The organism is Pseudorhodoferax sp., assembly GCF_047601025.1.
Classification (GTDB): Bacteria; Pseudomonadota; Gammaproteobacteria; order Burkholderiales; family Burkholderiaceae_C; genus Pseudorhodoferax.
Window position 1 is genome coordinate 1857249 of sequence record NZ_JASGJZ010000001.1, and the last position, 26368, is coordinate 1883616.

A 26368-nucleotide genomic window follows, 5' to 3' on the forward strand; every position below is an offset into this window, starting at 1 on the left:
GTGCCAGACTACGCCGGCCATGGCCGCGGGCAGCGTTGCCGCACGGGCATGGCCTGCGCACAATTCCATTTCCAACCTTTTCTGGAGAACTCCATGGCCAAGAAGAATCCCGTCGTCTCCGCGAACGGCGCCCCCGCCATCAACATCGGCATCGGCGAGAAGGACCGCGCCGCCGTCGCCAAGGGCCTGTCGCGCCTGCTGGCCGACACCTACACCCTGTACCTGACCACCCATAACTTCCACTGGAACGTCACCGGTCCCATGTTCAACTCGCTGCACGCGATGTTCATGGCGCAGTACACCGAGCTGTGGAACGCCGTCGATCCGATCGCCGAGCGCATCCGCTCGCTGGGCCACCAGGCGCCCGGCTCCTACGCCCAGTTCACCGAACTGGCCAGCGTGCCCGACGCCCCCACCCAGCCGCCGGCGGCGCTGGAGATGGTGCGCATCCTGGTCAAGGGCCACGAGGCCGTGGCCCGTACCGCGCGCGAGCTGTTCCCCGCCGCCGACAAGGCCGGCGACGAGCCCACGGCCGACCTGCTGACCCAGCGCATGACGGTGCACGAGCAGACCGCCTGGATGCTGCGCTCGCTGCTCGAAGAGTGAGCCGGAGGGTGGCGACCGTGGCCGCGACGCTGCCGATCGCGCCGCCCGGGCGGCTGCAGCTGTACCTGGACCTGATCCGCTGGAACCGCCCAGCCGGCTGGCTGCTGCTGCTGTGGCCCTCGCTCGGCGCGCTGTGGATCGCGGCCGGCGGCTTTCCGGGCTGGCATCTGCTGGCGGTGTTCGTGCTCGGCACGATCCTGATGCGCAGCGCCGGCTGCTGCATCAACGACGTGGCCGACCGCGACTTCGACCGCCACGTCAAGCGCACGGCGCAGCGCCCGGTGACCAGCGGGCGCATCGCGCCGCGCGAGGCGCTGGCCGTCGGCGCCGTGCTGGCGCTGGCCGCCTTCGCGCTGGTGCTGACGACCAACCGCGCCACCGTGCTGTGGTCGTTCGCGGCGCTGGCCGTCACGCTGGTCTACCCGTTCGCCAAGCGCTACGTCTCCATGCCGCAGGCCGTGCTGGGCGTGGCCTTCAGCTTCGGCATCCCGATGGCGTTCTCCGCCGTGCGCGGCGGGCCGGCCTGGGAACTCTTTTCCGGCGCCGGCGCGTTCAGCCTGCAGGCCGCCTGGGACAGCGTGCCTGGCCTGGCCTGGCTGCTGCTGCTGGGCAACCTGTTCTGGGTCATCGCCTACGACACCGAGTACGCGATGGTCGACCGCGACGACGACCTGAAGATCGGCATGAAGACCTCGGCCATCACGCTCGGCCGCTTCGACGTGCCGGCCGTGCTGCTGTGCTATGCGCTGTTCCTGGCGATCTGGACGCTGCTGCTGCGCCCGCTGGTGCCGGGCTGGCCGTTCCTGGCCGGTATCGCGGCGGCCGCGGCCCAGGTGGTCTGGCACGCCACGCTGATCCGCGACCGCACGCGCGAGGGCTGCTTCAAGGCCTTCCGGCTGAACCACTGGCTGGGGTTCGCGGTGTTCGCGGGGATTGCTGGCGGCTACGCGCTGGGCTGAGGTGGGGCGCGCAGGGGGCGTTGGCCGGCTGCGTTTTTTTGGTGTAGTCAATGCCAGAGAATTGGCAACGGTCAGCGGTCCGGCACTCGTGTTTTGCAGGAGGCGTCGGATGGTGACGATGCGGCGGCGGCTGCCTGTCGCATCCGGCGCGTTGACTGGCGGAAGTCGGCCAAAACCAGTCGTTCAACGCCAGAGGTTAGCCGCAGTTTCCTTTTCCTTAAAGGAGCAGATTGATGAAGTACGTACACATGCTCTGCGCAGTCATCTTCTTTGTGTCGCTGCTCATTGTTCTTACAGGGAACGCTGGCATTGCAGGGATATTTTCTGCGCTGGGGCTCATCATCGAAGTTGTCAGCATGGCATTGACCGGGAAGCAGTCAAATGATGGCACCCGCTAAATGTCCAAACTCGGCCAGTTGCGGTCGTTGCGCCCGCGGCTACGAACGTCGGGTCAAGACTGATTTGTGTCATTCGTGCTAGGCGACCCAAGCGGCGGCGGCGATCATCACCGGACTTTCGGTGAGCAACGGCTCGTATAACCGCTGCGCTCCTAGACCGAGTATTCAAGGTGGTGCGGTCGTAGTCTGGTCATGAATGACAGCTAGGGATCAACCCCAATGAGCACTGCCGACCCAAACCAGAAGTTGCTGTGTGCCGGTAGCAGACAATCAACGGCGAAATTTAGCAGTCGCTGCAGGCGATCCGTTGAACGGATCCGTCATGTCGCTCATAGCACTATCATGTCCGCGACCTGATAACCTAGATTCGTGATTTCGAAAACCTCGCCTTTGTGGCCTCTATCGACAACGAGATCTTTAGACGTCAACTCCTCGAGAGCTTGCTCCCACTTCGCAACCTCGCGGTGCTCGTTGGAAGGTATGAGGTTTTTCCCATTCGTCTGAATCACCGTGTCGTCGAGGTATCTAGCATGGATGATCGTTCCTCCACTGTCCTGACTGGCCTCCTTCAATAAGATTCTTGCTTCCGGCGACAGGGCAGGCAATTGTGTGCGTGACTCCACTATCGCCTGCTCATCACCGCCTACATTGGTAGCTTGAAAAAGTGGGTGTTCGTTGACCTTCAGTTGCAGTTGACGATAGAATTTGTTCTTAAATTCGCCATGGCTATCGTACGTTTCAAAGAGACCACGGCTTTGGCAAGATGCCTTGAACGCCTTTAGCTTTTGCACTTGATCCATATCGACAGTATCTAGGGCAACAGGTTGGCTAGAGAAATAGAGCATCGCTGGCTTCCCTGCCAAAATATGCTCTTCGATCTCCTCGACAGTTCCGCTTAGATGGCGCTCGGTGGCCGTGCCAATCCTCGTCCAGAAAACTCCGACGAGTAGATCGCACTTCGACAGCACCTGTCGATTAATGATAGTTTGCGCCGTCGCACCCATTTCCGGAGATGAATGGGTTTCCCATCCCACGGGCAAGAGAACGATCTTCCGCGAACTGGCGTTAACTGCATTCCACTCATACACTACATCTCGAACTATCGCGCGTTCGGAGGCCACGTCACCGGGCGATGCGATCATTACATTAAAGGTAGAGGCCAAATAGCTCATCTGGCGATTTTCTGGGTGTTGCGGTATTTTCTTCGCGGAAGCGCTAGTGTTGCGCTGCCGTTCAAGCTCCATGAGAAGCGCGTCTTCTAACTCACGCCCAAAGGCGCGGATTCGGTTCGATGTGCCCGCGTGCAGCGCAGCCTTCGAAAGGTCAGCGCGAAAGTCGGACAACTTCATAGGGCTTCCGTAACTTGCGACGCGGCGGGCGAAGGCTGACTCGTAACCCTCAAATCTTCTGAGGTACAGATTTTCGCGAAGGCCGCCGCGCACACTAAGCTGATCAACTCATCGACCTTCGCGCGTGTGAGCACCGTGTTCGTGCTCTTGACGGTACTGAGAACGAAATCCCGCGTGGACTGCAGAAATTCGTTCATCGTCTCGACTGACTTTGATGTGAAAATTCTCAGACTCTCGCGTCCGCTGCCACGCTTATTCGGATGAATGACTGATAAAGCTGCTTCCAGAACGCGGCCGAGCTCATGCACATGCAACTCGTTCATGCGATTGAGGCCACGCTTAATCAGTCCACCTAATTCAGACATGAGCGATCCCTGTCTGTGAAAAATAACGGATGCCATGAGAGGCGGCGCACGGAGCCAGCCTGTGGCATCTTCGATGAAAGAATTAAAATCACATCAGGCCGAAGCCCAAAGTTCAAGGAACGACTTCTCCAAGGTGAGAGCCTAGCCGGTTTGGCATCTGCTTCATCGATCAGGCCACTTTCGGTTGAGGCAGGGATCCTGCCTATGCTTGACAGGTTGCTTTGGAATACAGGCCACTTCTGCCTTTGGTCGATTGCGTGAGTTCGCGGTCGTGAGGGGCGGACATTCGATGTGGGTTCTTCCACCCGACTTGACGAGTCCCTGCAAACGTCGGTTCCAACTCGCAGACCTCGCTGATACTGCGGCTGATTGTCGCCTCGACAATCGGAATGAGCCCCTGTCACCGTTAGCACGATGAACGGAGCTGACCGGCCGAGAACTCTGCGAAGCGGGTACTCGGCCCTGCGACGCGAGTGGCGAGGATGGGTCGGTACCGCAAATCTAGAACTTGGTGAAGCGGTCGGTCAGATGGGCGCAGGCTGTGGGCCGAATGCCTATGGCCGCACTACCTCGGACACCAGTCATTCGAGTCCCTGCCGGTCGGAGGCTCCAACGACCACTTGTTTGCAGTCAGCCGCAGTTCGGCGCCCGGCGGTGACCGGCAGCACACGTTGCCTAGCAACTGCCCAGGTTTGCGAGATCAGAGGCAGCAACGGGCGCGTAGCGGTAAGCCGGATCGCTCGCTCCGAACAGCCGTCTCCAGTGTCCAAAGAGGTCGTCTATCTCGGACGTACCAAGACGCTCAACAACTCAACCCCTCCCAAACTCCTCCCCCAACTCCCGCGCCCTCTGCTCCGCCGCCTGCATCGCGCGGACGAAAGCCTCCCCCACCTGATCCTTCTCCATGGCCGTGATCGCCGCATAGGTCGTCCCGCCCTTGGAGGTCACGCGCTGGCGCAGCGTCGCCAGCGGCTCGTCGGAGCGGCGTGCCAGTTCGGCCGCGCCGGTGAACGTGCCGACCGCCAGGCGGCGCGCCTGCTCGGGCGGCAGGCCCATGGCGGTGCCGGCCTGCACCATGGCTTCGAGGAAATAGAACACGTAGGCCGGGCCCGAGCCCGACAGCGCGGTGACGGCGTCCAGCTGCGATTCCTGGGCCACCCAGGCCAGCTCGCCGGTGGAGGCCAGGGCCTGCTCGACGCGCTGGCGGTCCTCGGTGCCCACGGCGGCGCGCGCGAACAGGCCGGTCATGCCCTGGCCGACCAGGGCCGGGGTGTTGGGCATGGCGCGCACGATGCGTTCGGTGCCCAGCCAGCGCGCGATGCTGTCGCTGGGGATGCCGGCGGCCACGCTCAGGTGCAGCGCCTGCGCGGCGTGCGGGCGCACCGGTGCGGCGGCTTCCTGGAACGCCTGGGGCTTGACGGCCCAGACCACGAGGCCGGCCTGGCCCAGCGCGGGGCCGGCCTGTTCCAGCACCGTCACGCCGTGCGTGGCGGCGAGTTTTTCGCGCGTTTCGGCGAAGGGTTCGACGACGAGTACGCGGTCGGCCGGCAGGCCCTGGCGCAGCAGGCCGCCGAGGATGGCGCCGGCCATGTTGCCGCCGCCGATGAAGGCGATCGTGGTATCCAGCGGGGAAGAAGGCATCAGAGTGGCTCCGTGAGCGCGAAGGCCACGAATTGCGTGACCTGCAGGGGGTTGAAATTGTCGTCGCTGAGCAGCACCAGCATGCGCCGGGCCGGCTGGCCGTTTGCACCGGGCAGCGGCGGGCCCCAGGCCAGCGACTCGGTATTGTCCAGCCGCGACAGGCCGGCGCCGAGGTAGGCCGACAGGTCGGCCAGCAGCGTCTTGGCCAGCGGCGTGAAGCCGCCGGGCGCGAGCCGGTCCAGCGTCAGCGTGTCGCTGCCGCTGTCCAGCGCCACGCGGAACAGGCGCAGCGTGTTGCCCACGCCGGCCACGTACGCGCGTTCGAGCACCAGCAGGCGGGCGGCGTCCAGCATCAGGATCTCGGAGACGCCGTTGTCGGCATAGAGGTGCAGCCCGCCGGGCGGGCGCGGGATGGGCTCGGGCACGTAGGCGCGCTGGGCCAGCGCGCGGCCGCTGGCCAGGTCGAACAGCGTGAAGCGGCAGGGGCCGCCGGGCTGGCCGACGGCGGGCTGTGGGCCGTCCTGCCGCAGCGCGCCTTCCATCGCGACCCAGGCCTGGCGGCCGTCGGGCGTCAGCGCCAGGCCTTCGAAGCCCCGGTTGTGGCGCGGGCCGCGGCGGCCTTGCGGGTCCACGGCGAAGTGCTGCGGCAGCGCGAAGGTCCGCAGCAGGCTGCCGTCGGCGGCCGATTCGTGCAGCGAGGGCGCGATGCCGCGGTGCACGTCGCCCTCGGTCGACCAGAGCAGCGTGCCGTCGCCGGGGCGCCAGCGCACCGCCTCGGCATCGGGCCGCGCCGGCGCGCGCAGCCGCACCACGTCCAGCAGCGCGGGCGGGCCGACGCGCCCGGCCGCCAGCGGCAGGCGCAGCAGGTAGCAGCGCGGGTCGTGGCGGTCGTCGCTGATGGCGATCCACAGGTCGCGCGCCGGGTCGTAGTCCAGGCCCGACAGGCCGCCGACCGTGGTGCCGCGGAAGTCCAGCCGGTACGGCAGCAGGGCCTCCCCGACCAGCCGCAGCCCCGGAGGGCGGCCGCTGGCCGGCGCGGCGCCGTGGCTGCAGGCCTGCAGCGCCAGCGCGGCGCCGGCGCCGCCCAGCAGGCGGCGGCGCGACAGGGCGGCGGCCGGGGGGTTCACGGGAGTGCCTTCGCCGATACGGGCTGCGGTGCGCGCCTCTTCGGCAGCTGGGCGGGGCGCATCGGCGCACCCTCGGGCCTGCGGCCCGGTCCTTCCGGGAGGCAATGGGCCCCTGCGGGCGGCCGGGCGGGGCTCATTCGGCCGTCGCCTGCCGCACCGCGTGCTCCCAGGCCTGCATGCGTTCGGCGGCCTGCGCGCGCGGCATGGTCGGCAGGAAGCGCCGTTCCACGCGCCACAGGCGGGCCAGCGCCTCGCGGCCGGCGAACACGCCGGTGGCCAGCCCGGCCAGGCAGGCGGCGCCGAGCGCGGTGGTCTCGGTCACGGCCGGGCGCAGCACCGGGATGCTCAGCAGGTCGGCCTGGAACTGCATCAGCAGGTCGTTGACGGCAGCGCCGCCGTCCACGCGCAGTTCCGCCAGCGGCGGCGCGCCGGCGGCCACGGCGTCGCGGCTCATGGCCTGCAGCAGCGCGGCGCTCTGGTAGGCGATGCTTTCCAGCGCCGCGCGCGCGATGTGCGCCAGCGTGCTGCCGCGCGACAGGCCGGTGACGGTGCCGCGCGCGTCGGGCTTCCAGTAGGGTGCGCCCAGGCCGGTGAAGGCCGGCACCACCATCACGCCGCCGGCGTCCGGCACGCTCTGCGCCAGGGCCTGCACCTCGCTGCTGCAGCGGATGGCGTGCAGGCCGTCGCGCAGCCACTGCACCACGGCGCCGGCCACGAACACGCTGCCCTCCAGCGCGTACTCGGGCGTGGCCGAGGTCTGGGCCGCGCTGGTGGTGATCAGGCCGTTGTTCGAGGGCAGCGCCGTCTCGCCGGTGTGCATCAGCATGAAGCAGCCGGTGCCGTAGGTGTTCTTGGCCATGCCGGGCGCCAGGCAGGCCTGGCCGAACAGCGCGGCCTGCTGGTCGCCGGCGATGCCGGCGATCGGGACCGCGTGGCCCAGCAGGTCGGCTTCGGTCTCGCCGTAGAGGGCGCTGGACGGGCGTACCTCGGGCAGCAGCGCGGCCGGGATGTCCAGCAGCGCCAGCAGTTCGTCGTCCCAGCGGTTGCGGTGCACGTCGAACAGCATGGTGCGCGCGGCGTTGCTGACGTCGGTGGCGTGCACCCGCCCGCCGGTCAGCTGCCAGACCAGCCAGCTGTCCACGGTGCCGAAGGCCAGCTCGCCGCGCTCGGCCTGCGCGCGTGCGCCGGGCACGTGGTCCAGCAGCCAGCGCAGCTTGGTGGCGGAGAAATAGGCGTCGATCAGCAGGCCGGTGCGCCGCTGCACCAGCGCGGCCGCGCCCTGCGCGCGCAGCTGCGCGCACAGCGGCTCGCCGCGCCGGTCCTGCCAGACGATGGCGTGGTGCACCGGCTGGCCGGTGCGGCGGTGCCACAGCAGCGTGGTCTCGCGCTGGTTGGTGATGCCCAGCGCGCGCACGTCGCGCGCCGACAGCGCCGCCCTGGCCAGCGCCTCGCGCGCCGTGGCCAGCTGCGTCCGCCAGATCTGCTGCGGATCGTGCTCGACCCATCCGGGCTGCGGGTAGATCTGTGGCAGTTCCTGCTGCGCGCTGGCGACCACGCGGCCCTGCGCGTCGAACACGATGCTGCGCGAGCTGGAGGTGCCCTGGTCCAGGGCCAGCAGGTAGGTCATGGCGCCGTCTCCTTTCCCGGGCGGCATTGTGCGGGCCACAATCGTCCGATGGCCATGCCCGCCCCGCTGCCGACCCGCCGCGCCGACCTGCTGGAGCGGCTGGCGGCCGCGCCGGCGTTCGACCTGGCGGTCGTCGGCGGCGGCGCGAGCGGCCTGGGCGTGGCCGTGGACGCGGCCTCGCGCGGGCTGCAGGTCGTGCTGGTGGAGTCGCACGACTTCGCCAAGGGCACCTCCTCGCGCGCGACCAAGCTGGTGCACGGCGGCGTGCGCTACCTGGCCCAGGGCAACGTGGGCCTGGTGCGCGAGGCGCTGCACGAGCGCACCACGCTGCTGCACAACGCGCCGCACCTGGCGCGGCCGCTGGCCTTCGTGATGCCTTGCTACGCGCTGTGGGAAGGGCCGTTCTACGGTGCCGGCCTGAAGGCCTACGACCTGCTGGCCGGCGACGCGGGCCTGGGCGCCACGCGCTTCCTGTCGCGCGCGCAGGTGCTGTCGGCGCTGCCGAACCTGCGTGGGCAGGGCCTGCGGGGCGGGGTGCAGTACTGGGACGGGCAGTTCGACGATGCGCGCCTGGCGCTGGCGCTGGCGCGCACGGCGGCCCGGCACGGCGCGCTGGTGCTGAACTATTGCGCCGCGGCCGGCCTGCTGCACGAGAACGGCCGCGTCGCCGGCCTGGTGCTCGAGGACCGCGAGACCGGTGCCCGCCACACGGTGCGCGCCGGCTGCGTCGTGAACGCCGCCGGCGTCTGGGTCGATGCGCTGCGCGCGCAGGATGCGCGGGCCGCCGGCCGCGGCGTCGCGCCGCTGGTCGCACCGAGCCAGGGCGTGCACGCCGTGGTCGACCGCGCTTTCCTGCCGACCGACCGTGCGCTGCTGGTGCCCCGGACGGCCGACGGGCGCGTACTGTTCGCGGTGCCGTGGCTGGGCAAGGTGATCCTGGGCACGACCGACACGCCGCGCCAGGACCTGCCGTACGAGCCGCGCCCGTTCGCCGAGGAGCTGGACTTCATCCTGCGCGAGGCGGCCCGCTACCTGGCCCGGCCGCCGCGGCGCGAGGACATCCTGAGCTGCTGGGTCGGCCTGCGCCCGCTGGTCCGGCCCTCCGGCGACGAGGCCGGCGCCACCAAGAATATCAGCCGCGAGCACACCGTGCAGGTCAGCCGCAGCGGGCTGGTCACCGTCACCGGCGGCAAATGGACCACCTACCGCGCGATGGCCGAGGACGTGCTGCGGCATTGCCAGGACGCCGGCCTGCTGCCGGCCGGCGCGCCGTGCCGCACCCAGCGGCTGCGCCTGGTCGGCGCCGACGACCTGCTGCCGCGGGACCGCCCGCCGCTGAGCGCGCCCCAGGGCCGCCAGGGCTACGGCAGCGACTGGCCGGCCGTGGCCGCGCTGCCCGGCAGCGGGCGCATGCTCGACGCCGGCTTGAGCGAGGCCATGGTGCGCTTCGCCGTGCGCCACGAATACGCCCGCACCGTCGAGGACGTGCTGGCCCGGCGCGTGCGGCTGCTGTTCCTGGACGCGCGCCGGGCGGCCGGGCTGGCGCCGGCCGTGGCCGGCCTGCTGCGCGAGGAGGGCTGCCCGGCGCCGGCGCCCGAGGCGTTCCGCGATCTGGCGCTTTCCTATCTGGTCGCTTGACACGCCGCCAGGCAGCGCACATAATCGCGGGCTTCGCCGTAAAAGGCGATGAATTTCTGCCCAAACGCGAGTGCCGTGGACGACTGAATGCGTACGCGGCGCAGGCGACGGGCCCAAGACTGACCGGGTTGCAGGCAGGTGTCGGGATCGTCCCGGCACGGCGGCAGGCCGGTACAAGTTGGGAATATCAAATGATCCAAACTGAATCCCGGCTGGATGTGGCCGACAACACGGGTGCGAAGTCCGTCCTGTGCATCAAGGTGCTCGGTGGCTCCAAGCGGCGCTATGCCAGCGTGGGCGACATCATCAAGGTGAGCGTCAAGGAAGCGGCGCCCCGCGGCCGCGTCAAGAAGGGCGAGATCTACAGCGCCGTCGTGGTGCGCACCGCCAAGGGCATCCGCCGCGGCGATGGCTCGCTCGTGAAGTTCGACGGCAATGCCGCCGTGCTGCTCAACAACAAGCTGGAGCCCATCGGCACCCGCATCTTCGGACCGGTCACGCGCGAGCTGCGTACCGAGAAGTTCATGAAGATCGTGTCCCTGGCCCCTGAAGTTCTGTAAGAGGACGCCACATGAACAAGATCCGCAAGGGCGACGAGGTCATCGTGATCGCCGGGCGCGACAAGGGCAAGCGCGGCAAGGTGCTGGCGCGCAAGGGTGACGAGCACGTGCTGGTCGAGGGCATCAACCTCGTCAAGAAGCACGCCAAGCCGAACCCGATGAAGGGCACCACCGGCGGCATCGTGGAAAAGGGCATGCCCATCCACCAGTCCAACGTGGCGATCTTCAATGCCGCGACCGGCAAGGCCGACCGCGTGGGCATCAAGGTGTCGGAAGACGGCAAGACGCGCACCCGCGTCTACAAGTCCAACGGCCAGGAAATCAAGGTGGCATGACCATGGCACGACTGCAAGACCTCTACCGCGACAAGATCGCGCCCGAACTGTCCACCAAGTTCGGCTACAAGTCCCCGATGCAGGTGCCGCGCCTGACCAAGATCACGCTGAACATGGGCGTGAGCGAGGCCGTGGCCGACAAGAAGATCATGGACAACGCCGTCGGCGACCTGACCAAGATCGCCGGCCAGAAGCCCGTCGTCACCAAGGCCAAGAAGGCCATCGCCGGCTTCAAGATCCGCGAAGGCCAGGCCATCGGCTGCATGGTCACGCTGCGTGGCGTGAAGATGTACGAGTTCCTGGACCGCTTCGTCACCGTGGCGCTGCCGCGCGTGCGCGACTTCCGCGGCATCAGCGGCCGGGCCTTCGACGGCCGCGGCAACTACAACATCGGGGTCAAGGAACAGATCATCTTCCCCGAGATCGAGTACGACAAGGTCGATGCGCTGCGCGGCCTGAACATCAGCATCACCACGACGGCCAAGAGCGACGAAGAGTGCAAGGCACTGCTCGCTGGCTTCAAATTCCCGTTCAAGAACTGAGGACTGATCCATGGCTAAAGTAGCTTTGATCCAGCGCGAACTGAAGCGGGACCGTCTGGTTGCCAAGTACGCGACGAAATACGCCGAGCTGAAGGCCGTGGCCGGCAGCGCCAAGCACAGCGAGGAAGAGCGCGCCGCCGCGCGCCTGGCGCTGCAGAAGCTGCCGCGCAACGCCAACCCCACGCGCCAGCGCAACCGCTGCGAAATCACCGGCCGTCCGCGCGGCACCTTCCGCCAGTTCGGCCTGGCCCGCGCCAAGATCCGCGAAATGGCCTTCACCGGCGACATTCCCGGCGTGACCAAGGCCAGCTGGTAAGCAGCAGGCAGGAGATTCTTTATGAGCATGAGTGATCCCATTGCCGACCTGCTGACGCGTATCCGCAACGCGCAGATGGTGTCCAAGGCCACGGTGTCGCTGCCGTCCTCCAACCTGAAGGTGGCGATCGCCCAGGTGCTGAAGGACGAGGGCTACATCGACGGCTTCCGCGTCACCCAGGACGGTGGCAAGAGCGAACTCGAGATCGCGCTGAAGTACTACGCCGGCCGCCCCGTGATCGAGCGCATCGAGCGCGTCAGCCGTCCCGGCCTGCGCGTCTACAAGGGCCGCGACGCCATTCCCCAGGTCATGAACGGCCTGGGCGTGGCGATCGTGACCACCCCCAAGGGCGTCATGACGGACCGCAAGGCCCGCGCCGCTGGCGTGGGTGGCGAAGTCCTGTGCTACGTCGCCTAATCCGGCAGCGAGGAGAAAGAGCCAATGTCTCGAGTAGGTAAAGCGCCGGTGTCCATTCCCGCGGGTGTGGACGTGGCGATCAAGGACGACCAGATCAGCGTCAAGGGTGCGGGCGGCCAGCTGTCGCTGGCGCAGAACCGCCTGGTCGCGATCAAGAGCGAAGACGGCAAGCTGAGCTTCGCGCCGGTCGACGAGTCGCGCGAGGCCAACGCCATGAGCGGCACCATGCGCCAGCTGGTGAACAACATGGTCGTCGGCGTCAGCAAGGGTTTCGAGAAGAAGCTGACCCTGGTCGGCGTGGGCTTCAAGGCCCAGGCGCAGGGCGCCAAGCTGAACCTGTCGGTCGGCTTCTCGCACCCCGTCAACGTGGACATGCCCGCCGGCATCACGGTGGCCACGCCCGCGGCCACGGAAATCGTGATCAAGGGGGCCGACCGCCAGCGCGTCGGCCAGATCGCCGCCGAGATTCGTGCCATCCGTCCGCCCGAGCCCTACAAGGGCAAGGGCATCCGCTACGCGGACGAGAAGGTCACGATCAAGGAAACGAAGAAGAAGTAAGGGGCAGCAGCATGTTGACCAAGAAAGAACAGCGTCTGCGCCGCGCCCGGCAGACCCGCATCCGGATCGCCTCGCAAGGCGTCGCGCGCCTGAGCGTGAACCGCACCAACCTGCACATCTACGCCAGCGTCATCTCCGGCGACGGCTCCCGCGTGCTGGCCTCCGCGTCGACGCTGGAAGCCGACGTGCGCAAGGAGCTGGGTGCCTGCGGCAAGGGTGGCAATGCCGCCGCCGCCGCCGTGATCGGCAAGCGCATCGCCGAGAAGGCCAAGGCTGCCGGCGTCGAGAAGGTCGCGTTCGACCGTTCGGGCTTCGCCTACCACGGCCGCGTCAAGGCTCTGGCCGACGCCGCCCGTGAAGCGGGCCTGCAGTTCTAAGCAGATCGGAATCCATCATGGCAAGAATCCAAGGGAAGATGCAGGGCAAGGCCGAGGGGCCTGAGGACGGTCTGCGCGAGAAGATGATCGCGGTCAACCGCGTGACCAAGGTGGTCAAGGGCGGCCGCATCCTCGGTTTCGCGGCGCTGACCGTGGTCGGCGACGGCGACGGCCGCGTCGGCATGGGCAAGGGCAAGTCCAAGGAAGTGCCCGCCGCCGTGCAGAAGGCGATGGAAGAAGCTCGTCGCAACATGCTGAAGGTCACGCTGAAGAACGGCACCGTGTTCCACACGGCGCACGGCCACCACGGCGCCTCGCGCGTGATGATGAGCCCGGCCCCCAAGGGGACCGGCATCATCGCCGGCGGCCCGATGCGTGCCGTCTTCGAAGTCATCGGCATCACCGACGTCGTGGCCAAGAGCCATGGCTCGTCCAACCCGTACAACATGGTGCGCGCGACGCTCGACGCGCTGCGCAACTCCACCACGCCGGCCGAGATCGCGGCCAAGCGCGGCAAGACGGTCGAAGAGATCTTCGGCTGAGCGAGGGACCGGAAATGTCTACGCAACAAACCGTGAAGGTGCAGCTGGTGCGCAGCCCCATCGGCACCAAGCAGTCGCACCGCGACACCGTCCGCGGCCTGGGCCTGCGCAAGCTCAACAGTGTGAGCGAGCTGCAGGACACGCCGGCCGTGCGCGGCATGATCAACAAGATCGCCTACCTGGTGAAGGTTCTGTAAGAGGTCGACCATGGAACTCAACAGCATCCAGCCCGCAGCAGGGGCCAAGCATGCCAAGCGCCGTGTCGGCCGCGGCATCGGCTCCGGCCTGGGCAAGACCGCGGGCCGCGGCCACAAGGGCCAGAAGTCCCGCGCCGGCGGCTACCACAAGGTCGGCTTCGAAGGCGGCCAGATGCCGATGCAGCGGCGCCTGCCCAAGCGCGGCTTCAAGTCGCAGCAGCTGAAGTTCAACGCCGAGATCACGCTCGCGGCGCTGGACAAGCTGGGCGCGGCCGAGGTCGACCTGCTGGCGCTCAAGCAAGCCGGCCTGGTCGGCGAGATCGCCAAGACGGTCAAGGTCGTCAAGACCGGCACGCTGACGCGCGCCGTGAAGCTGACCGGCATCGGCGCGACCGCGGGTGCCAAGGCCGCCATCGAGGCGGCCGGCGGCAGCTTGGCCTGATCGCGCGGGACGTGAACGAGGATTCGCCCGGTGGCCACTAAATCGCCCAACATCGCGAAGACCGGCAAGTTCGGCGACCTGCGTCGCCGGCTGGTCTTTCTGCTGCTGGCGCTGGTGGTCTACCGCATCGGTGCGCACATCCCGGTGCCGGGCATCAATCCGGAGCAGCTGCAGCAGCTGTTCGGCGGCCACCAGGGCGGCATCCTGAACCTGTTCAACATGTTCTCGGGCGGGGCGCTGTCGCGCTTCACCGTGTTCGCGCTGGGCATCATGCCGTACATCTCGGCGTCGATCATCATGCAGTTGATGACCTACGTCGTGCCGACCTTCGAGCAGCTGAAGAAGGAAGGCGAGGCCGGCCGCCGCAAGATCACGCAGTACACGCGCTACGGCACGTTGGCGCTGGCATTGTTCCAGTCGCTGTCGATCGCGATCGCGCTGGAAAGCTCCGCCGGCCTGGTGATTTCGCCCGGCCTCATGTTCCGGCTCACGGCCGTGGTCAGCCTGACGGCGGGCACGATGTTCCTGATGTGGCTGGGCGAGCAGATCACGGAGCGCGGCCTGGGCAACGGCATCTCGATCCTGATCTTCGCCGGCATCGCGGCCGGCTTGCCGAGTTCCATCGGCGGCCTGCTGGAGCTGGTGCGCACCGGTGCGATGAGCATCATCGCCGCGCTGGTCATCGTGATCGTGGTGGCCCTGGTGACCTACTTCGTGGTGTTCGTCGAACGCGGCCAGCGCAAGATCCTCGTGAACTATGCGCGCCGCCAGGTCGGCAACAAGATGTACGGTGGCCAGTCGTCGCACCTGCCGCTGAAGCTGAACATGGCCGGCGTGATCCCGCCGATCTTCGCCTCGTCCATCATCCTGCTGCCGGCCACGCTGGTGAGCTGGATGAGCTCGGGCGAGTCGATGCGCTGGCTGCGCGACATCGCCGGCACGCTGAGCCCCGGCCAGCCGATCTACGTGATCCTGTACGCCGCCGCGATCGTGTTCTTCTGCTTCTTCTACACGGCCCTGGTGTTCAACAGCCGCGAGACCGCGGACAACCTGAAGAAGAGCGGTGCGTTCATTCCGGGCATCCGTCCGGGCGAGCAGACCGCGCGCTACATCGACAAGATCCTGCTGCGGCTGACGCTGGCCGGTGCCATCTACATCACCTTCGTCTGCCTGCTGCCGGAATTCCTGATCCTGAAATACAACGTTCCGTTCTATTTCGGGGGCACGTCGCTGCTGATCATCGTGGTCGTGACCATGGACTTCATGGCGCAGGTGCAGAACTACATGATGTCGCAGCAGTACGAGTCGCTGCTGAAGAAAGCGAACTTCAAAGCAGGTGGTTGACCGGCATGTCGAAAGACGACGTCATTCAGATGCAGGGCGAAGTGGTCGAGAACCTGCCGAACGCGACGTTTCGCGTGAAGCTGGAGAACGGCCACGTGGTACTGGGACATATCTCCGGAAAGATGCGCATGCACTACATCCGCATCCTGCCCGGCGACAAGGTGACGGTCGAATTGACGCCTTACGACCTGTCCCGGGCGCGGATCGTGTTCCGCGCCAAATAGGTGGGTTGGCGACAGGCAAACAGTTTTAGGAGAGAGTTATGAGAGTTTCGGCTTCCGTCAAGAAGATCTGCCGCAACTGCAAGATCATCCGCCGCAACGGCGTGGTCCGCGTGATCTGTACCGATCCGCGTCACAAGCAGCGCCAGGGCTGAGCTAGGTTCAAGAGGACGTTATGGCACGTATTGCTGGTATCAACATTCCGCCGCACAAGCACGCCGAGATCGGCCTGACCGCCATCTTCGGCATCGGCCGCACCCGCGCGCGGCAGATCTGCGAAGCCTGCGGCATCGAGTATTCCAAGAAGGTCAAGGACCTGACGGACGCGGACCTGGAGAAGATCCGCGACCAGATCGCCCAGTTCACGATCGAGGGCGATCTGCGCCGCGAGACCACGATGAACATCAAGCGCCTGATGGACATCGGCTGCTACCGCGGCTTCCGCCATCGCCGCGGCCTGCCCATGCGCGGTCAGCGCACGCGCACCAATGCCCGCACCCGCAAGGGTCCGCGCAAGGCCGCCCAGGCCCTGAAGAAGTAAAGAGATTGAGAGATCACCATGGCTAAAGCTCCGTCGAACAACGCCGCCCAGCGCGTGCGCAAGAAGGTCCGCAAGAACGTCTCCGACGGAGTTGCGCACGTGCACGCCTCGTTCAACAACACGATCATCACGATCACCGACCGCCAGGGCAATGCGCTGTCCTGGGCCTCCTCCGGTGGCCAGGGCTTCAAGGGTTCGCGCAAGTCGACGCCGTTCGCCGCCCAGGTGGCCTCCGAAGTGGCCGGCCGCGCCGCGATGGAACAGGGCATCAAGAACCTGGACGTCGAGATCAAGGGCCCCGGCCCGGGCCGCGAGTCGTCCGTGCGCGCACTGGGTGCCCTGGGCATCCGCATCACCTCGATCTCCGACGTGACGCCAGTGCCCCACAACGGCTGCCGCCCGCAGAAGCGCCGCCGCATCTGAGCGCCGTTTTCCGTTTTCGTTATTCCTAAGCCCACCGCCGCCGGCGCTTGACCGGCGGCTCCCACGGCTTCGCGCCGTGGCAGCTGCATTCGAAGGACCTACCAAGTGGCACGCTATCTCGGCCCCAAGGCCAAACTTTCCCGCCGTGAAGGCACCGACCTGTTCCTGAAGAGCGCCCGCCGCTCGATCAGCGACAAGGCCAAGTTCGATTCCAAGCCCGGCCAGCACGGCCGCACTTCCGGCTCGCGCACCAGCGACTTCGGCCTGCAGCTGCGCGAGAAGCAGAAGGTCAAGCGCATGTACGGCGTGCTGGAGAAGCAGTTCCGCCGTTACTTCGAGCAAGCCGACCGCCTCCGCGGCAACACCGGCGCCAACCTGCTGTCGCTGCTGGAGTCGCGCCTGGACAACGTGGTCTACCGCATGGGCTTCGGCTCCACCCGCGCCGAGGCGCGCCAGCTGGTGTCGCACAAGGCCATCACGGTCAATGGCCAGAGCGTCAACATCCCGTCCTACATGGTCAAGGTCGGCGACGTGGTCGCGGTGCGCGAGAAGTCCAAGAAGCAGAACCGCGTGGTCGAAGCGCTGCAGCTGGCGCAGCAGGTCGGCATCCCGGCCTGGGTCGAGGTCAGCCTGGACAAGGCCGAAGGCACGTTCAAGAAGGTGCCGGACCGCGACGAATTCGGCGCCGACATCAACGAATCGCTGATCGTCGAGTTGTACTCGCGCTAATCGAGCCTGATCCAGCGAATTCCACCCAGGGCCGCCCGGCATGGCGGCCCTGGGCACACTTCACCAGCCTTACCGGTGTAACGAGCCGGGGGTATTGAGAGGAAGCTGCATGCAAACCAATCTGCTGAAACCCAAAGCCATCAATGTGGAGCAACTTGGCCCGAACCGGGCCAAAGTTGCTTTGGAGCCGTTCGAGCGCGGCTATGGCCACACGCTGGGCAACGCGCTGCGCCGGGTCCTGCTGTCGTCGATGGTGGGCTATTCGGCAACCGAAGTCACGATCGCCGGCGTGCTGCACGAGTACTCGTCCATCGACGGCGTGCAGGAGGACGTGGTCAACATCCTGCTGAACCTGAAGGGTGTGGTGTTCAAGCTGCACAACCGCGACGAAGTCACGCTGAGCCTGCGCAAGGACGGCGAGGGCGTGGTCACGGCCGCCGACATCCAGACGCCGCACGACGTCGAGATCATCAACCCCGGGCATGTCATCGCCACGCTGTCGCAGGGCGGCAAGCTGGACATGCAGATCAAGGTCGAGAAGGGCCGCGGCTACGTGCCGGGCAACGTGCGCCGCTACGGCGACGAGCAGACCAAGTCGATCGGCCGCATCGTGCTGGACGCTTCGTTCTCGCCGGTCAAGCGCGTCAGCTACACGGTCGAGAGCGCCCGTGTCGAGCAGCGCACCGACCTGGACAAGCTGGTCGTCGAGATCGAGACCAACGGCGCGATCACGGCCGAGGACGCCGTGCGCGCCTCGGCCAAGATCCTGGTCGAGCAGCTGGTGGTGTTCGCGCAGCTGGAAGGCCCGGGCGCGGAGATCTTCGATGCGCCGGTGCCGCGCGGCAACGCGCAGTTCGACCCGATCCTGCTGCGTCCGGTCGACGAGCTGGAGCTGACGGTGCGCTCGGCCAACTGCCTGAAGGCCGAGAACATCTACTACATCGGCGACCTGATCCAGCGCACCGAGAACGAGCTGCTGAAGACGCCCAACCTGGGCCGCAAGTCCCTGAACGAAATCAAGGAAGTGCTGGCCTCGCGCGGCCTGACCCTGGGCATGAAGCTGGAAAGCTGGCCGCCCGCGGGCCTGGACAAGCGATAAGCCCCCTCTCTCCCATCAACTGGTGAACGGGTGGTACCTGGTACGGCCACCCTCGATCGATAAGGAAAGGAAATCACCATGCGCCACGGACACGGACTCCGCAAACTCAACCGCACCAGCGAGCACCGCCTGGCGATGCTGCGCAACATGATGAATTCGCTGATCGAGCACGAAGTCATCAAGACCACCTTGCCCAAGGCCAAGGAACTGCGCCGCGTCGTCGAGCCGATGATCACGCTGTCCAAGGAAGCCACGGTCGCGAACCGCCGCCTGGCCTTCGACCGCCTGCGCAACCGCGACAGCGTGGTCAAGCTGTTCAACGAACTGGGCCCGCGCTACAAGGCACGGCCGGGCGGCTACACGCGCATCCTGAAGATGGGCTTCCGCGTCGGCGACAACGCGCCCATGGCCCTGGTCGAACTGGTGGACCGTCCGGAGATTTCCGAAGAAGTTTCTACCGGCGAAGAAGCCAAGGCGTAAAAAACACGCTATAATTTCTGTCTTGCCGCGCGATGGAGCAGTCTGGTAGCTCGTTGGGCTCATAACCCAAAGGTCGGAGGTTCAAATCCTCCTCGCGCAACCAAATTCACGAAGCCCGCTGATAGCGGGCTTCGTCGTTTCAGAGAGCGTGCGGCATCGCGTCGTGCGCCACTACACTGTGCCGCAGCGTACAAGGCCGGCCCCGCAGGGCCCGGCGTCACTGCAGGAGCAACCAACCCTTCCATGGCCGCCGTTTCCACCCGAATGACCGTCGGCGATGCACGACTGGTGCTGGATGCCGCAGGTCGGGTGGGCGAGGCCAATGCCGACGCGGCAAGGCTGCTGCGGCGCTCCATCGCCGAGTTGATCGGCTGCGACCTGCAATCCGCCTTCGGCGGGACGGCCGAATCCGTGTTCGCGACCGAATGCGCCTGGGCACTGCGCGAGCGCTGCGCGGTCGCGTTCGAGGCGCAGGCGGCGACCCTGGGGCGCTGGTTCGAACTGCAGGCGCACCCGCTGGAGGCTGGCGGCCTGGAGGTCGTGTTCCGCGACGTCTCGCCACGCCGGCAGCTGTCCGAAACCCTGCGCCATTCCGAGGACCGCATCCGTCCCCTGCTGCGCGCCATGGCCGATGCGGTCTGGGACTGGGACCTGCGGGCCAGCACGGTGTGGTGGAGCGAGGGCGCGCAGGCGCTGCTGGGCATCGCTCCCGGCCACCGGGATGCCAGCGAGATGGACTGGATGGCCCAGGTGCATCCGGCCGAGCGCGCGCGCGTCCGCCAGGGCCTGGCCGGCGCGTTGGGCGGCATGGTGGACACCTGGTCCGAGCAGTTCTGCCTGGAACGGCCCGACGGCCAGGCCGTGTACGTCAGCAGCCGGGCCTATCTGATCCGCGGCGACGACGGGAAGGTGCGCCGCATGGTCGGCGGCCTGACCGACGTCAGCCTGCGTCTGCAGGCGGACCGCGAGCTGGCGCGCCTGAGCCGCGCGCAGCGCATGCTCAGCGCCTGCAACGAGAGCCTGATCCGGGCCGAATCCGAGAGCTCGCTGCTGCGCGGGGTCTGCCAGGTGGCCGTGGACATCGGCGGCTACGCGATGGCCTGGGTCGGCTACGCGAACGAGGATGCGGACCGCACCATCGAGGTGGCCGCCCATGCCGGCGACGACGCCCGCTTCATGGCGGGCATCCCCATGTCCTGGGACGAGAACGGCCCCAACGGCCGGGGTCCGGCCGCGCGCACCGTGCGCAGCGGGCAGGTCGTGATCGTGGAGGACATCGCCCGCGACGAGACCTTCGTGCCCTGGCTGCAGGACGCGCTGGCCAGCGGCTTTCGCGGCGTGGCCTGCCTGCCGCTGCGTGACCGGCACCGGACCTTCGGCTTCTTCTACCTGTATGCGCCCGAGGTCATCCGCATCGGCCGCGACGAAGTGGCGCTGCTGCAGGAGCTGGCGAACAACCTGGCCTTCGGCATCGGCAACCTGCGCGCGCAGCAGCAGCAGCGCCGCCTGCATGCCGCCGTGATGCAGGCGGCGGTGGCCGTGTCCGCCGCCGCCGGCGAATCGTTCTTCCGCAAGCTCGCGCACCACATGGCCCAGGCCGTCGGCGCGCGCGCCGCGGTGATCGGCCGCGTGAGCGACCGCGACGCGCCGGCGCTGCAGGTGCTGGCGGCGGTCGTCGACGGCGTGTTCGCCGAGGACATCCCCCTTCCGATCGCCGGCACCCCGGCCGAGCATGTGCTGGCCCAGGCGAACTGGTTCTCCGACGCGCTGCCGCCGCCTTCGCCGCTGGTGGCGCGGCTGCTGGGCGCGTTCAGGCCGGTGGCCTGCGTCGGCGTGCGGCTGGACGATTCGGCCGGGCGCACGCTGGGCGTGCTGTTCACGCTGTTCGAGCGCCGGCCGGCCGACGTGGACGTGGTCATGTCCACGCTGCAGATCTTCGCGACCCGGGCGGCCGCGGAGATCGAGCGCCGCGAGCAGGATCGCCGGCTGCACCGCCAGGCTTCGCTGCTGGACCTGGCGCAGGACGCCATCGTGGTCTACGGCATGGACCAGCAGGTGCTGTTCTGGAGCCAGGGCGCCGAGCGCCTGTACGGCTGGCGCGCGGTCGAGGCGGCGCAGGGTTTTCGCGTGACGCGGCTGCACCGCGACCAGGCCGCCTTCGAGCAGGCACTGCACGACGTGCGCGCGCGCGGCGAATGGAGCGGCGAACTGATACAGACGCGCCGCGACGGCCGGCCCGTGACCGTCGGCGCCCGGTGGACGCTGGTGCGCGACGAGCAGGGCGCGCCCGAGTCGGTGCTGGCCATCCACACCGACATCACCGAACGCAAGCAGGCCGAGCGCGAGATCCAGCAACTGGCCTTCTACGACCCGCTGACGCAGCTGCCCAACCGGCTGCTGCTGATGGACCGGCTGCAGCAGGCGCTGGCCGCCGAGCACCGCAGCGGCCGCGGCGGCGCGCTGCTGTTCATCGACCTGGACAACTTCAAGACGCTGAACGACACGCTGGGCCATGGCATGGGCGACCTGCTGCTGCAGCAGGTGGCGTCGCGGCTGCGCGAATCGGTGCGCGGGATCGACACCGTGGCCCGGCTCGGCGGCGACGAGTTCGTGGTGCTGCTGGAAGACCTGGGCGGAGCCGACGAGGAGGTCGCGCTGCATGCGCGCCAGATCGGCGAGAAGATCCTGGCCGCGCTGAACACGCCCTACCAGCTGGCCGGCAACCTGCACCTGTCCACCTGCAGCGTCGGCATCGCGCCGTTCCACGGCCACCTGGGCGGCGTCGGCGAGCTGCTCAAGCAGGCCGACATCGCGATGTACCAGGCCAAGGCGGCCGGCCGCAATACGCTGCGCTTCTTCGATCCCGGGCTGCAGGCCGCCGTCACCGCGCGCGCCGCGCTGGAGTCCGACCTGCGCCAGGCGCTGGCGCGCAACGAACTGGCGCTGCACTACCAGCCCCAGGTCGACGACCAGGGCCGGGTCACCGGCTTCGAGGCGCTGGTGCGCTGGGCGCACCGCCAGCGTGGCCAGATCCTGCCGGGCGAGTTCATCCCGCTGGCCGAAGACACCGGCCTGATCCTGCAGCTGGGCCGCTGGGTACTGCGCGAGGCCTGCTTCCAGTTGGCGCGGTGGTCCGCCCGGCCCGAGACGGCCGGCCTGACCATGGCGGTGAACGTCAGCTCCTGGCAGTTCCGCCATCCGGATTTCGTGGCGCAGTGCGCCAGCGTGCTGGCGCGCACGCGCGCCGACGGCCGCCGGCTCAAGCTGGAGCTGACCGAGAGCCTGATGGTCGAGGACATGGAGACCACGGCGTCCAAGATGGAGGCGCTGAAGGCGCACGGCATCGGCTTCTCGCTGGATGACTTCGGCACCGGCTATTCCTCGTTGAGCTACCTGCGCCGGCTGCCGCTGGACCAGCTGAAGATCGACCAGTCGTTCGTGCGCGAGGCCGGCCGCGACGCCAACGACAGCGCTATCGTGCGCACCATCATCGGCCTGGCTTCCAGCCTCGGCCTGCAGGTCATCGCCGAGGGCGTGGAAACGCCGGCGCAGCGCGACTTCCTGCTGCACGAAGGCTGCCGCGCGTTCCAGGGCTACCTGTTCGGGCGGCCCATGCCGGCCGCGGCGCTGGACGGCTACCTGGCCTCGGCCCTGGCCCCGACCGGGCAGCCGTAGCCGGCGCGGCGCACGGCCCGGGGCCTCGCTAGACTGCGGCCCTTTCCCTGCGGGCCGCCCCTCCATGAAGATCATCGATTCCCTCGCCGGCCAGGCCGCCGGCATCGCCGCCATCCGCCGCGACCTGCATGCCCATCCCGAGCTGTGCTTCGAGGAGCGGCGCACGGCCGACCTCGTGGCCGCCCGGCTGACCGAGTGGGGCATCCCGGTCCACCGCGGCCTGGGCACGACCGGCGTGGTCGGCATCGTGAAGAACGGGACCTCGCCGCGCGCCGTGGGCTTGCGCGCGGACATGGACGCGCTGCCGATGCAGGAGTCCAACCAGTTCGCCCACGCCAGCCGGCACGCCGGCCGGATGCACGCCTGCGGCCACGACGGCCACACGGCGATGCTGCTGGCCGCGGCCCAGCACCTGGCGCGGCACCGCAATTTCGACGGCACGGTCTACCTGATCTTCCAGCCGGCCGAGGAGGGCGGCGGCGGCGCGCGCGAGATGATCGGCGACGGCCTGTTCCGGCAGTTCCCGATGGAGGCGGTGTTCGGCATGCACAACTGGCCCGGCATGGCGGTCGGCAGCTTCGCCGTCAGCGCCGGGCCGGTGATGGCGTCGAGCAACGAGTTCAGGATCACCATCCGCGGCAAGGGCTGCCACGCCGCGCTGCCGCACCTGGGCACGGACCCGGTGCCGATCGCCTGCCAGATGGTGCAGGCCTTCCAGACCATCCTCACGCGCAACAAGAAGCCGGTGGATGCCGGCGTGATCTCGGTCACCATGATCCATGCCGGCGAGGCCACCAACGTGGTGCCCGACAGCTGCGAGCTGCAGGGCACGGTGCGCACCTTCACGCTGGAGGTGCTGGACCTGATCGAGCAGCGCATGCGCGACATCGCGCAGAACATCGCGGCGGCCTTTGGCGCCGAGTGCGAGTTCGCGTTCCACCGCAACTACCCGCCCACGGTCAACCATCCGGCCGAGGCGGCGTTCGCGCGCGAGGTCATGGCCGGCATCGTCGGCGCCGGCAACGTGCTGGTGCAGGAGCCCACGATGGGCGCCGAGGACTTTGCCTACATGCTGCAGGCGCGGCCCGGCGCCTACTGCTTCATCGGCAATGGCGACGGCGCGCACCGCGCGCCGCAGCACGGCGGCGGCCCCTGCACGCTGCACAACCCCAGCTACGACTTCAACGACGCGCTGATCCCGCTGGGCGCGACGTACTGGGTGCGGCTGGCCGAGCAGTGGCTGGCGCGGCCGGCCGCCTGAGCCCGTTCCCGGCGCAGGCGCCGCGGCTCAGCAGCCGAACCGCGCGTGCGCCATCTCCAGCAGCCCGTCGAAGATCAGGTTGTCCACCAGCTCGAACGGCCGCGTCATGTGCGGCGCCATCTTCCAGCCGGCGCCGCCGGTCATGATGCAGGCCGGCTCCTCGCCGCAGTGCTGCTGCAGGTGCTGCACCATGCGCTCGACCGCGCCGGCGATGGCGTAGGTGCCGCCGCTGGTCAGCGCATCGCTGGTGTTGGTCGGGAAAGTGCGCACCTCGCCGGTGGGCACGTGCAGGCCGGCGGTGCCGGACTCCAGCGCGCGCAGCATGATGCCGTGGCCCGGCAGGATCAGGCCGCCCAGGAACGTGCCTTCCGTGTCCACCGCCTCCACCGTCACGGCCGTGCCGACCATCACCACGACCATGGGCCGCGGCCCGTCGCGGCGCAGCACGCGGTGGCGCGCGCCGATCATGGCGACCCAGCGGTCGGTCCCCAGCCGCGTGGGGTGCTCGTAGCCGTTGCGCAGCCCGGCCTCCTCGCTGCGGGCCACGACCCACAGCGGGTCGACGCTCCACAGCTCCATCTGCTCCTCGGTGCGGCGCTTGAGCGCGTCGCCGGCGACCTGGCAACCCAGCATGTGGGTCGGCTCCGGCAGCGCGGCCCAGGGGCCGTCGCCGAGCTTGTCGATGTTCTCCAGGAACTCCGCGCCGTGGGCCAGCAGCCGGGCGCGCGGATGCGGCGCGTCGTACTGGGCCCATTTCAGGCGCGTGTTGCCGATGTCGATCGCGAGAAATGTCATGCGTGCGTCTCCCTCCGCGGGGGCGTGCCGGGGCGCGCCGCCGGCCGCATTATCACGGCCGCACCAGGCTGGCCGCGGCGGGCGGCGCTAGATCGCGCCCAGCCAGCAGGCGCGCTGGATCGCGGCCATCTTGTTGTCCACGTCGAGCTTGGCCATCGCGTTGGCGAGGTGGAAGTTCACCGTGCGTTCGGTGCAGGCCATGCGTTCCGCGCTGGCGCGCGCGGTCAGCCCGTCGAAGGCCAGGCGCAGGCATTCCTGCTCGCGCGGCGTCAGCGGGCACCAGGCCGCCACCAGGGCCGCGCGCAGCGTGGGCCAGAAGTTCTGCGCGAGCCAGGCCAGCACGGCCACCTGCGTGCGCTGCTGCAGGACATGCGCGACGAACAGGAAGCACTCGAAGGCGCGGCCGGCCGGTAGCTCGAAGTTCACGCGCACGGTGCTGCGTGCGCCGCGCGCATGCCAGGGCCGGCGCCAGTCGCGCTCGCCGTTCGACGAGGCGGCCGGATCCAGCGCGTGCCAGGCCACGACCGACGGGACCGGCCCGCTGGGGCCGTCGCCGAAGTCCGCGTCCCGGACGAGCGCGTGGGCGGCGTGCTGCGCGTCCAGCGGATGCACGGCCAGCACGCGGCGCTCGTCCGGGCCGCCGTGCAGGTCCGGTCCGAGCACCACGATCGCGTCCACTCCTTCGCTGGCCAGCGTGCGTAGCCATTCGCTCAGCAACTCCTGGAGTGCGGTGCTGGCAGATCTGACAGGTATGCGTGTCACCATTGGAAACCCTTGCATGACAATACTACCGGCCCTTGCTCACGCCTCGTATCCGATGAGTCTTCCGCTGTTCCATAGCCCCCGCAGCATCGCGTTTCTGGACGACGATCCCGACTACCTGCAGATGCTGGCATTGATGCTGCCGGAGCGGTGGAACGTGCGGCTGTACGCGCGCATCGACGACTGCCTGGCGCAGCTGCGGCCGGAGGCGGCGGCCTGGGAAGACGACGCCTGGGCGCAGCAGCACATCATCGACCGCTGGCGCCAAGAGGCCACGCCGCTGGTGCCGCAGGTGCTGGACTACTGGGCGCGCCAGGTGCAGGCGCGCTATGCGCTCACGCACGCTTGCGTGGCCGACTACTCGATGCCGGAGATGGACGGGCTGCAGGTGCTGTCCATGCTCAGCGAATGGCCCGGCCTGCGCGTGCTGCTGACGGGCCAGGCCGACGAACAGATCGCGGTCGATGCGTTCAACCGCGCGCTGATCGACCAGTTCCTGCCCAAGCAGGCGGTGGACGTGGCCGAGCGCCTGGTCGCGGTGCTGCAGCACATGCCGTCGAGCGCCAACGCGCGCTGCTCGCAGATCTGGCGCAGCACGCTCACGCCGGCGCAGCACGCGCAGCTGCGCGTGCCTTCGACGGCGCGCGCGGTGCAGCAGCTCCTGGCACAGCAGGGCTTCGTCGAGTACGTGGTGCTGGGCGATCCGTACGGCATCCTGGGCCGCACGGCCGGCGGCCAGGTCGGCTGGCTGCAGCTCGAACCGGTCGGCGGCCTGGCCGAGCTGGAGCAGCTGGCCGAGTCCGTCGGCACCGGGCCGGACGTGCTGCAGGAGATCCGCGCCGGCCGCCAGCTGATCGACCTGGAACTGGGCCAGGCGATGGGCCGCGGCACGCCGCCGCGGCTGCGGCCGGCGTTCTCGCTGGGGCAGGAGGGCGTGCTGCTCGGCGCGCTGTTCAGCGTCGATGCCGCGCACGCGCCGCCGGCCGACAGCAGCTACGGAGCCTGGCTGGCGCGCCAGCCCGTGCGCGCGGTGCGCCAGTAG

General features: G+C 68.2%; 32 protein-coding genes and 1 tRNA gene. 26 read left to right on the forward strand and 7 right to left on the reverse strand.

Annotated elements, in window-relative coordinates; translation table 11 throughout:
• The first annotated feature begins 93 nt into the window (after positions 1-93).
• The 3 genes from QM782_RS08690 (at position 94) to QM782_RS08700 (ending at position 1963) form a co-directional block, all read left to right on the forward strand.
• Positions 94-606, forward strand: coding sequence for a Dps family protein (locus QM782_RS08690; protein WP_415202519.1), 513 nt, complete (start codon positions 94-96; stop codon positions 604-606).
• Between the two features lie 17 nt (positions 607-623).
• Positions 624-1565 carry a 4-hydroxybenzoate octaprenyltransferase gene (ubiA, locus tag QM782_RS08695; RefSeq protein ID WP_415202520.1) on the forward strand — a complete coding sequence of 314 codons (942 nt, stop codon included), beginning with the start codon at positions 624-626 and terminating at the stop codon, positions 1563-1565.
• Between the two features lie 233 nt (positions 1566-1798).
• Complete coding sequence (locus QM782_RS08700) at positions 1799-1963, forward strand: hypothetical protein (RefSeq protein WP_415202521.1); 165 nt, start codon at positions 1799-1801, stop codon at positions 1961-1963.
• Positions 1964-2292: 329 nt separating this feature from the next.
• Here the strand turns inward: QM782_RS08700 and QM782_RS08705 are convergent, their stop codons facing one another.
• From QM782_RS08705 to glpK, 5 genes are all read right to left on the reverse strand, one after another.
• A complete protein-coding gene (locus QM782_RS08705) occupies positions 2293-3312 on the reverse strand; it encodes a hypothetical protein (protein WP_415202522.1) in 1020 nt (339 codons plus the stop codon).
• A complete protein-coding gene (locus tag QM782_RS08710; RefSeq protein WP_415202523.1) occupies positions 3309-3677 on the reverse strand; it encodes a hypothetical protein in 369 nt (122 codons plus the stop codon). The genes QM782_RS08705 and QM782_RS08710 overlap by 4 nt, the downstream gene beginning before the upstream one ends.
• A gap of 810 nt (positions 3678-4487) precedes the next feature.
• Positions 4488-5318, reverse strand: coding sequence for a pyrroline-5-carboxylate reductase (proC, locus tag QM782_RS08715; RefSeq protein ID WP_415202524.1), 831 nt, complete (start codon positions 5316-5318; stop codon positions 4488-4490).
• Complete coding sequence (locus QM782_RS08720; protein WP_415202525.1) at positions 5318-6445, reverse strand: esterase-like activity of phytase family protein; 1128 nt, start codon at positions 6443-6445, stop codon at positions 5318-5320. Before QM782_RS08720 ends, proC begins: the two co-directional genes overlap by 1 nt.
• A 133-nt stretch (positions 6446-6578) precedes the next feature.
• A complete protein-coding gene (glpK, locus tag QM782_RS08725) occupies positions 6579-8072 on the reverse strand; it encodes a glycerol kinase GlpK (RefSeq protein WP_415202526.1) in 1494 nt (497 codons plus the stop codon).
• Between the two features lie 48 nt (positions 8073-8120).
• Between glpK and QM782_RS08730 the strand changes: the two genes are divergently transcribed.
• The 22 genes from QM782_RS08730 (at position 8121) to QM782_RS08835 (ending at position 23769) form a co-directional block, all read left to right on the forward strand.
• Complete coding sequence (locus tag QM782_RS08730; protein ID WP_415202527.1) at positions 8121-9710, forward strand: FAD-dependent oxidoreductase; 1590 nt, start codon at positions 8121-8123, stop codon at positions 9708-9710.
• A 191-nt stretch (positions 9711-9901) separates the two neighbouring features.
• Positions 9902-10270: a 50S ribosomal protein L14 gene (gene rplN, locus QM782_RS08735; protein ID WP_145548763.1), complete on the forward strand. Its 369-nt coding sequence runs from the start codon at positions 9902-9904 to the stop codon at positions 10268-10270.
• Positions 10271-10281: 11 nt separating this feature from the next.
• Positions 10282-10605: a 50S ribosomal protein L24 gene (gene rplX / locus QM782_RS08740; RefSeq protein WP_415202528.1), complete on the forward strand. Its 324-nt coding sequence runs from the start codon at positions 10282-10284 to the stop codon at positions 10603-10605.
• A gap of 2 nt (positions 10606-10607) precedes the next feature.
• Positions 10608-11147 carry a 50S ribosomal protein L5 gene (gene rplE / locus QM782_RS08745; RefSeq protein WP_415202529.1) on the forward strand — a complete coding sequence of 180 codons (540 nt, stop codon included), beginning with the start codon at positions 10608-10610 and terminating at the stop codon, positions 11145-11147.
• 10 nt (positions 11148-11157) lie between these two features.
• Complete coding sequence (gene rpsN, locus QM782_RS08750) at positions 11158-11463, forward strand: 30S ribosomal protein S14 (protein ID WP_415202530.1); 306 nt, start codon at positions 11158-11160, stop codon at positions 11461-11463.
• Between the two features lie 21 nt (positions 11464-11484).
• Positions 11485-11880, forward strand: a complete 396-nt coding sequence (rpsH, locus tag QM782_RS08755) for a 30S ribosomal protein S8 (protein WP_415202531.1) — start codon at positions 11485-11487, stop codon at positions 11878-11880.
• A 24-nt stretch (positions 11881-11904) separates the two neighbouring features.
• Positions 11905-12438 carry a 50S ribosomal protein L6 gene (rplF, locus tag QM782_RS08760; RefSeq protein WP_415202532.1) on the forward strand — a complete coding sequence of 178 codons (534 nt, stop codon included), beginning with the start codon at positions 11905-11907 and terminating at the stop codon, positions 12436-12438.
• 11 nt (positions 12439-12449) lie between these two features.
• Entirely contained in the window at positions 12450-12815 is a 366-nt protein-coding gene (rplR, locus tag QM782_RS08765) for a 50S ribosomal protein L18 (protein WP_415202533.1), read from the forward strand.
• Between the two features lie 17 nt (positions 12816-12832).
• Positions 12833-13357 carry a 30S ribosomal protein S5 gene (rpsE, locus tag QM782_RS08770; protein ID WP_415202534.1) on the forward strand — a complete coding sequence of 175 codons (525 nt, stop codon included), beginning with the start codon at positions 12833-12835 and terminating at the stop codon, positions 13355-13357.
• 14 nt (positions 13358-13371) lie between these two features.
• Positions 13372-13554 carry a 50S ribosomal protein L30 gene (rpmD, locus tag QM782_RS08775; protein ID WP_415202535.1) on the forward strand — a complete coding sequence of 61 codons (183 nt, stop codon included), beginning with the start codon at positions 13372-13374 and terminating at the stop codon, positions 13552-13554.
• 10 nt (positions 13555-13564) lie between these two features.
• A complete protein-coding gene (gene rplO, locus QM782_RS08780; RefSeq protein WP_415202536.1) occupies positions 13565-13996 on the forward strand; it encodes a 50S ribosomal protein L15 in 432 nt (143 codons plus the stop codon).
• Positions 13997-14026: 30 nt separating this feature from the next.
• Positions 14027-15340: a preprotein translocase subunit SecY gene (gene secY, locus QM782_RS08785; RefSeq protein WP_415202537.1), complete on the forward strand. Its 1314-nt coding sequence runs from the start codon at positions 14027-14029 to the stop codon at positions 15338-15340.
• A 5-nt stretch (positions 15341-15345) separates the two neighbouring features.
• Entirely contained in the window at positions 15346-15564 is a 219-nt protein-coding gene (infA, locus tag QM782_RS08790; RefSeq protein ID WP_007869286.1) for a translation initiation factor IF-1, read from the forward strand.
• Between the two features lie 38 nt (positions 15565-15602).
• Entirely contained in the window at positions 15603-15716 is a 114-nt protein-coding gene (gene rpmJ, locus QM782_RS08795; RefSeq protein WP_006297867.1) for a 50S ribosomal protein L36, read from the forward strand.
• A gap of 20 nt (positions 15717-15736) precedes the next feature.
• Positions 15737-16102, forward strand: a complete 366-nt coding sequence (gene rpsM, locus QM782_RS08800) for a 30S ribosomal protein S13 (RefSeq protein WP_415202538.1) — start codon at positions 15737-15739, stop codon at positions 16100-16102.
• Between the two features lie 18 nt (positions 16103-16120).
• A complete protein-coding gene (gene rpsK, locus QM782_RS08805) occupies positions 16121-16525 on the forward strand; it encodes a 30S ribosomal protein S11 (protein ID WP_114468695.1) in 405 nt (134 codons plus the stop codon).
• A gap of 105 nt (positions 16526-16630) precedes the next feature.
• Positions 16631-17254: a 30S ribosomal protein S4 gene (rpsD, locus tag QM782_RS08810; protein ID WP_415202539.1), complete on the forward strand. Its 624-nt coding sequence runs from the start codon at positions 16631-16633 to the stop codon at positions 17252-17254.
• A 109-nt stretch (positions 17255-17363) separates the two neighbouring features.
• Positions 17364-18353: a DNA-directed RNA polymerase subunit alpha gene (locus tag QM782_RS08815; RefSeq protein ID WP_415202540.1), complete on the forward strand. Its 990-nt coding sequence runs from the start codon at positions 17364-17366 to the stop codon at positions 18351-18353.
• A gap of 78 nt (positions 18354-18431) precedes the next feature.
• Positions 18432-18833, forward strand: a complete 402-nt coding sequence (gene rplQ, locus QM782_RS08820; protein WP_415202541.1) for a 50S ribosomal protein L17 — start codon at positions 18432-18434, stop codon at positions 18831-18833.
• Positions 18834-18859: 26 nt separating this feature from the next.
• Positions 18860-18936: transfer RNA gene (locus QM782_RS08825), tRNA-Met, on the forward strand.
• Between the two features lie 140 nt (positions 18937-19076).
• Complete coding sequence (locus QM782_RS08830; protein ID WP_415202542.1) at positions 19077-22508, forward strand: EAL domain-containing protein; 3432 nt, start codon at positions 19077-19079, stop codon at positions 22506-22508.
• A gap of 64 nt (positions 22509-22572) precedes the next feature.
• On the forward strand, positions 22573-23769 hold the full coding sequence (locus tag QM782_RS08835) for a M20 aminoacylase family protein (RefSeq protein ID WP_415202543.1): 1197 nt from the start codon (positions 22573-22575) through the stop codon (positions 23767-23769).
• Positions 23770-23796: 27 nt separating this feature from the next.
• On the opposite strand, the gene QM782_RS08840 is transcribed toward QM782_RS08835, so the two are convergent.
• Together QM782_RS08840 and QM782_RS08845 are read right to left on the reverse strand one after the other, a co-directional pair.
• Positions 23797-24564 carry a type III pantothenate kinase gene (locus QM782_RS08840; RefSeq protein WP_415202544.1) on the reverse strand — a complete coding sequence of 256 codons (768 nt, stop codon included), beginning with the start codon at positions 24562-24564 and terminating at the stop codon, positions 23797-23799.
• Positions 24565-24651: 87 nt separating this feature from the next.
• Positions 24652-25281 carry a helix-turn-helix transcriptional regulator gene (locus QM782_RS08845; protein WP_415202545.1) on the reverse strand — a complete coding sequence of 210 codons (630 nt, stop codon included), beginning with the start codon at positions 25279-25281 and terminating at the stop codon, positions 24652-24654.
• Between the two features lie 100 nt (positions 25282-25381).
• Between QM782_RS08845 and QM782_RS08850 the strand changes: the two genes are divergently transcribed.
• Positions 25382-26368, forward strand: coding sequence for a response regulator (locus QM782_RS08850; RefSeq protein WP_415202546.1), 987 nt, complete (start codon positions 25382-25384; stop codon positions 26366-26368).

Coding starts and splice junctions, on each gene's coding strand:
- QM782_RS08690 (WP_415202519.1), top strand. CDS start 94: ATGGCCAAGAAGAATCCCGTCGTCTCCGCGAACGGCGCCCCCGCCATC.
- QM782_RS08700 (WP_415202521.1), top strand. CDS start 1,799: ATGAAGTACGTACACATGCTCTGCGCAGTCATCTTCTTTGTGTCGCTG.
- QM782_RS08705 (WP_415202522.1), bottom strand. CDS start 3,312: ATGAAGTTGTCCGACTTTCGCGCTGACCTTTCGAAGGCTGCGCTGCAC.
- QM782_RS08710 (WP_415202523.1), bottom strand. CDS start 3,677: ATGTCTGAATTAGGTGGACTGATTAAGCGTGGCCTCAATCGCATGAAC.
- proC (WP_415202524.1), bottom strand. CDS start 5,318: ATGCCTTCTTCCCCGCTGGATACCACGATCGCCTTCATCGGCGGCGGC.
- glpK (WP_415202526.1), bottom strand. CDS start 8,072: ATGACCTACCTGCTGGCCCTGGACCAGGGCACCTCCAGCTCGCGCAGC.
- QM782_RS08730 (WP_415202527.1), top strand. CDS start 8,121: ATGGCCATGCCCGCCCCGCTGCCGACCCGCCGCGCCGACCTGCTGGAG.
- rplN (WP_145548763.1), top strand. CDS start 9,902: ATGATCCAAACTGAATCCCGGCTGGATGTGGCCGACAACACGGGTGCG.
- rplX (WP_415202528.1), top strand. CDS start 10,282: ATGAACAAGATCCGCAAGGGCGACGAGGTCATCGTGATCGCCGGGCGC.
- rplE (WP_415202529.1), top strand. CDS start 10,608: ATGGCACGACTGCAAGACCTCTACCGCGACAAGATCGCGCCCGAACTG.
- rpsN (WP_415202530.1), top strand. CDS start 11,158: ATGGCTAAAGTAGCTTTGATCCAGCGCGAACTGAAGCGGGACCGTCTG.
- rpsH (WP_415202531.1), top strand. CDS start 11,485: ATGAGCATGAGTGATCCCATTGCCGACCTGCTGACGCGTATCCGCAAC.
- rplF (WP_415202532.1), top strand. CDS start 11,905: ATGTCTCGAGTAGGTAAAGCGCCGGTGTCCATTCCCGCGGGTGTGGAC.
- rplR (WP_415202533.1), top strand. CDS start 12,450: ATGTTGACCAAGAAAGAACAGCGTCTGCGCCGCGCCCGGCAGACCCGC.
- rpsE (WP_415202534.1), top strand. CDS start 12,833: ATGGCAAGAATCCAAGGGAAGATGCAGGGCAAGGCCGAGGGGCCTGAG.
- rpmD (WP_415202535.1), top strand. CDS start 13,372: ATGTCTACGCAACAAACCGTGAAGGTGCAGCTGGTGCGCAGCCCCATC.
- rplO (WP_415202536.1), top strand. CDS start 13,565: ATGGAACTCAACAGCATCCAGCCCGCAGCAGGGGCCAAGCATGCCAAG.
- infA (WP_007869286.1), top strand. CDS start 15,346: ATGTCGAAAGACGACGTCATTCAGATGCAGGGCGAAGTGGTCGAGAAC.
- rpmJ (WP_006297867.1), top strand. CDS start 15,603: ATGAGAGTTTCGGCTTCCGTCAAGAAGATCTGCCGCAACTGCAAGATC.
- rpsM (WP_415202538.1), top strand. CDS start 15,737: ATGGCACGTATTGCTGGTATCAACATTCCGCCGCACAAGCACGCCGAG.
- rpsK (WP_114468695.1), top strand. CDS start 16,121: ATGGCTAAAGCTCCGTCGAACAACGCCGCCCAGCGCGTGCGCAAGAAG.
- QM782_RS08815 (WP_415202540.1), top strand. CDS start 17,364: ATGCAAACCAATCTGCTGAAACCCAAAGCCATCAATGTGGAGCAACTT.
- rplQ (WP_415202541.1), top strand. CDS start 18,432: ATGCGCCACGGACACGGACTCCGCAAACTCAACCGCACCAGCGAGCAC.
- QM782_RS08830 (WP_415202542.1), top strand. CDS start 19,077: ATGGCCGCCGTTTCCACCCGAATGACCGTCGGCGATGCACGACTGGTG.
- QM782_RS08835 (WP_415202543.1), top strand. CDS start 22,573: ATGAAGATCATCGATTCCCTCGCCGGCCAGGCCGCCGGCATCGCCGCC.
- QM782_RS08840 (WP_415202544.1), bottom strand. CDS start 24,564: ATGACATTTCTCGCGATCGACATCGGCAACACGCGCCTGAAATGGGCC.
- QM782_RS08850 (WP_415202546.1), top strand. CDS start 25,382: ATGAGTCTTCCGCTGTTCCATAGCCCCCGCAGCATCGCGTTTCTGGAC.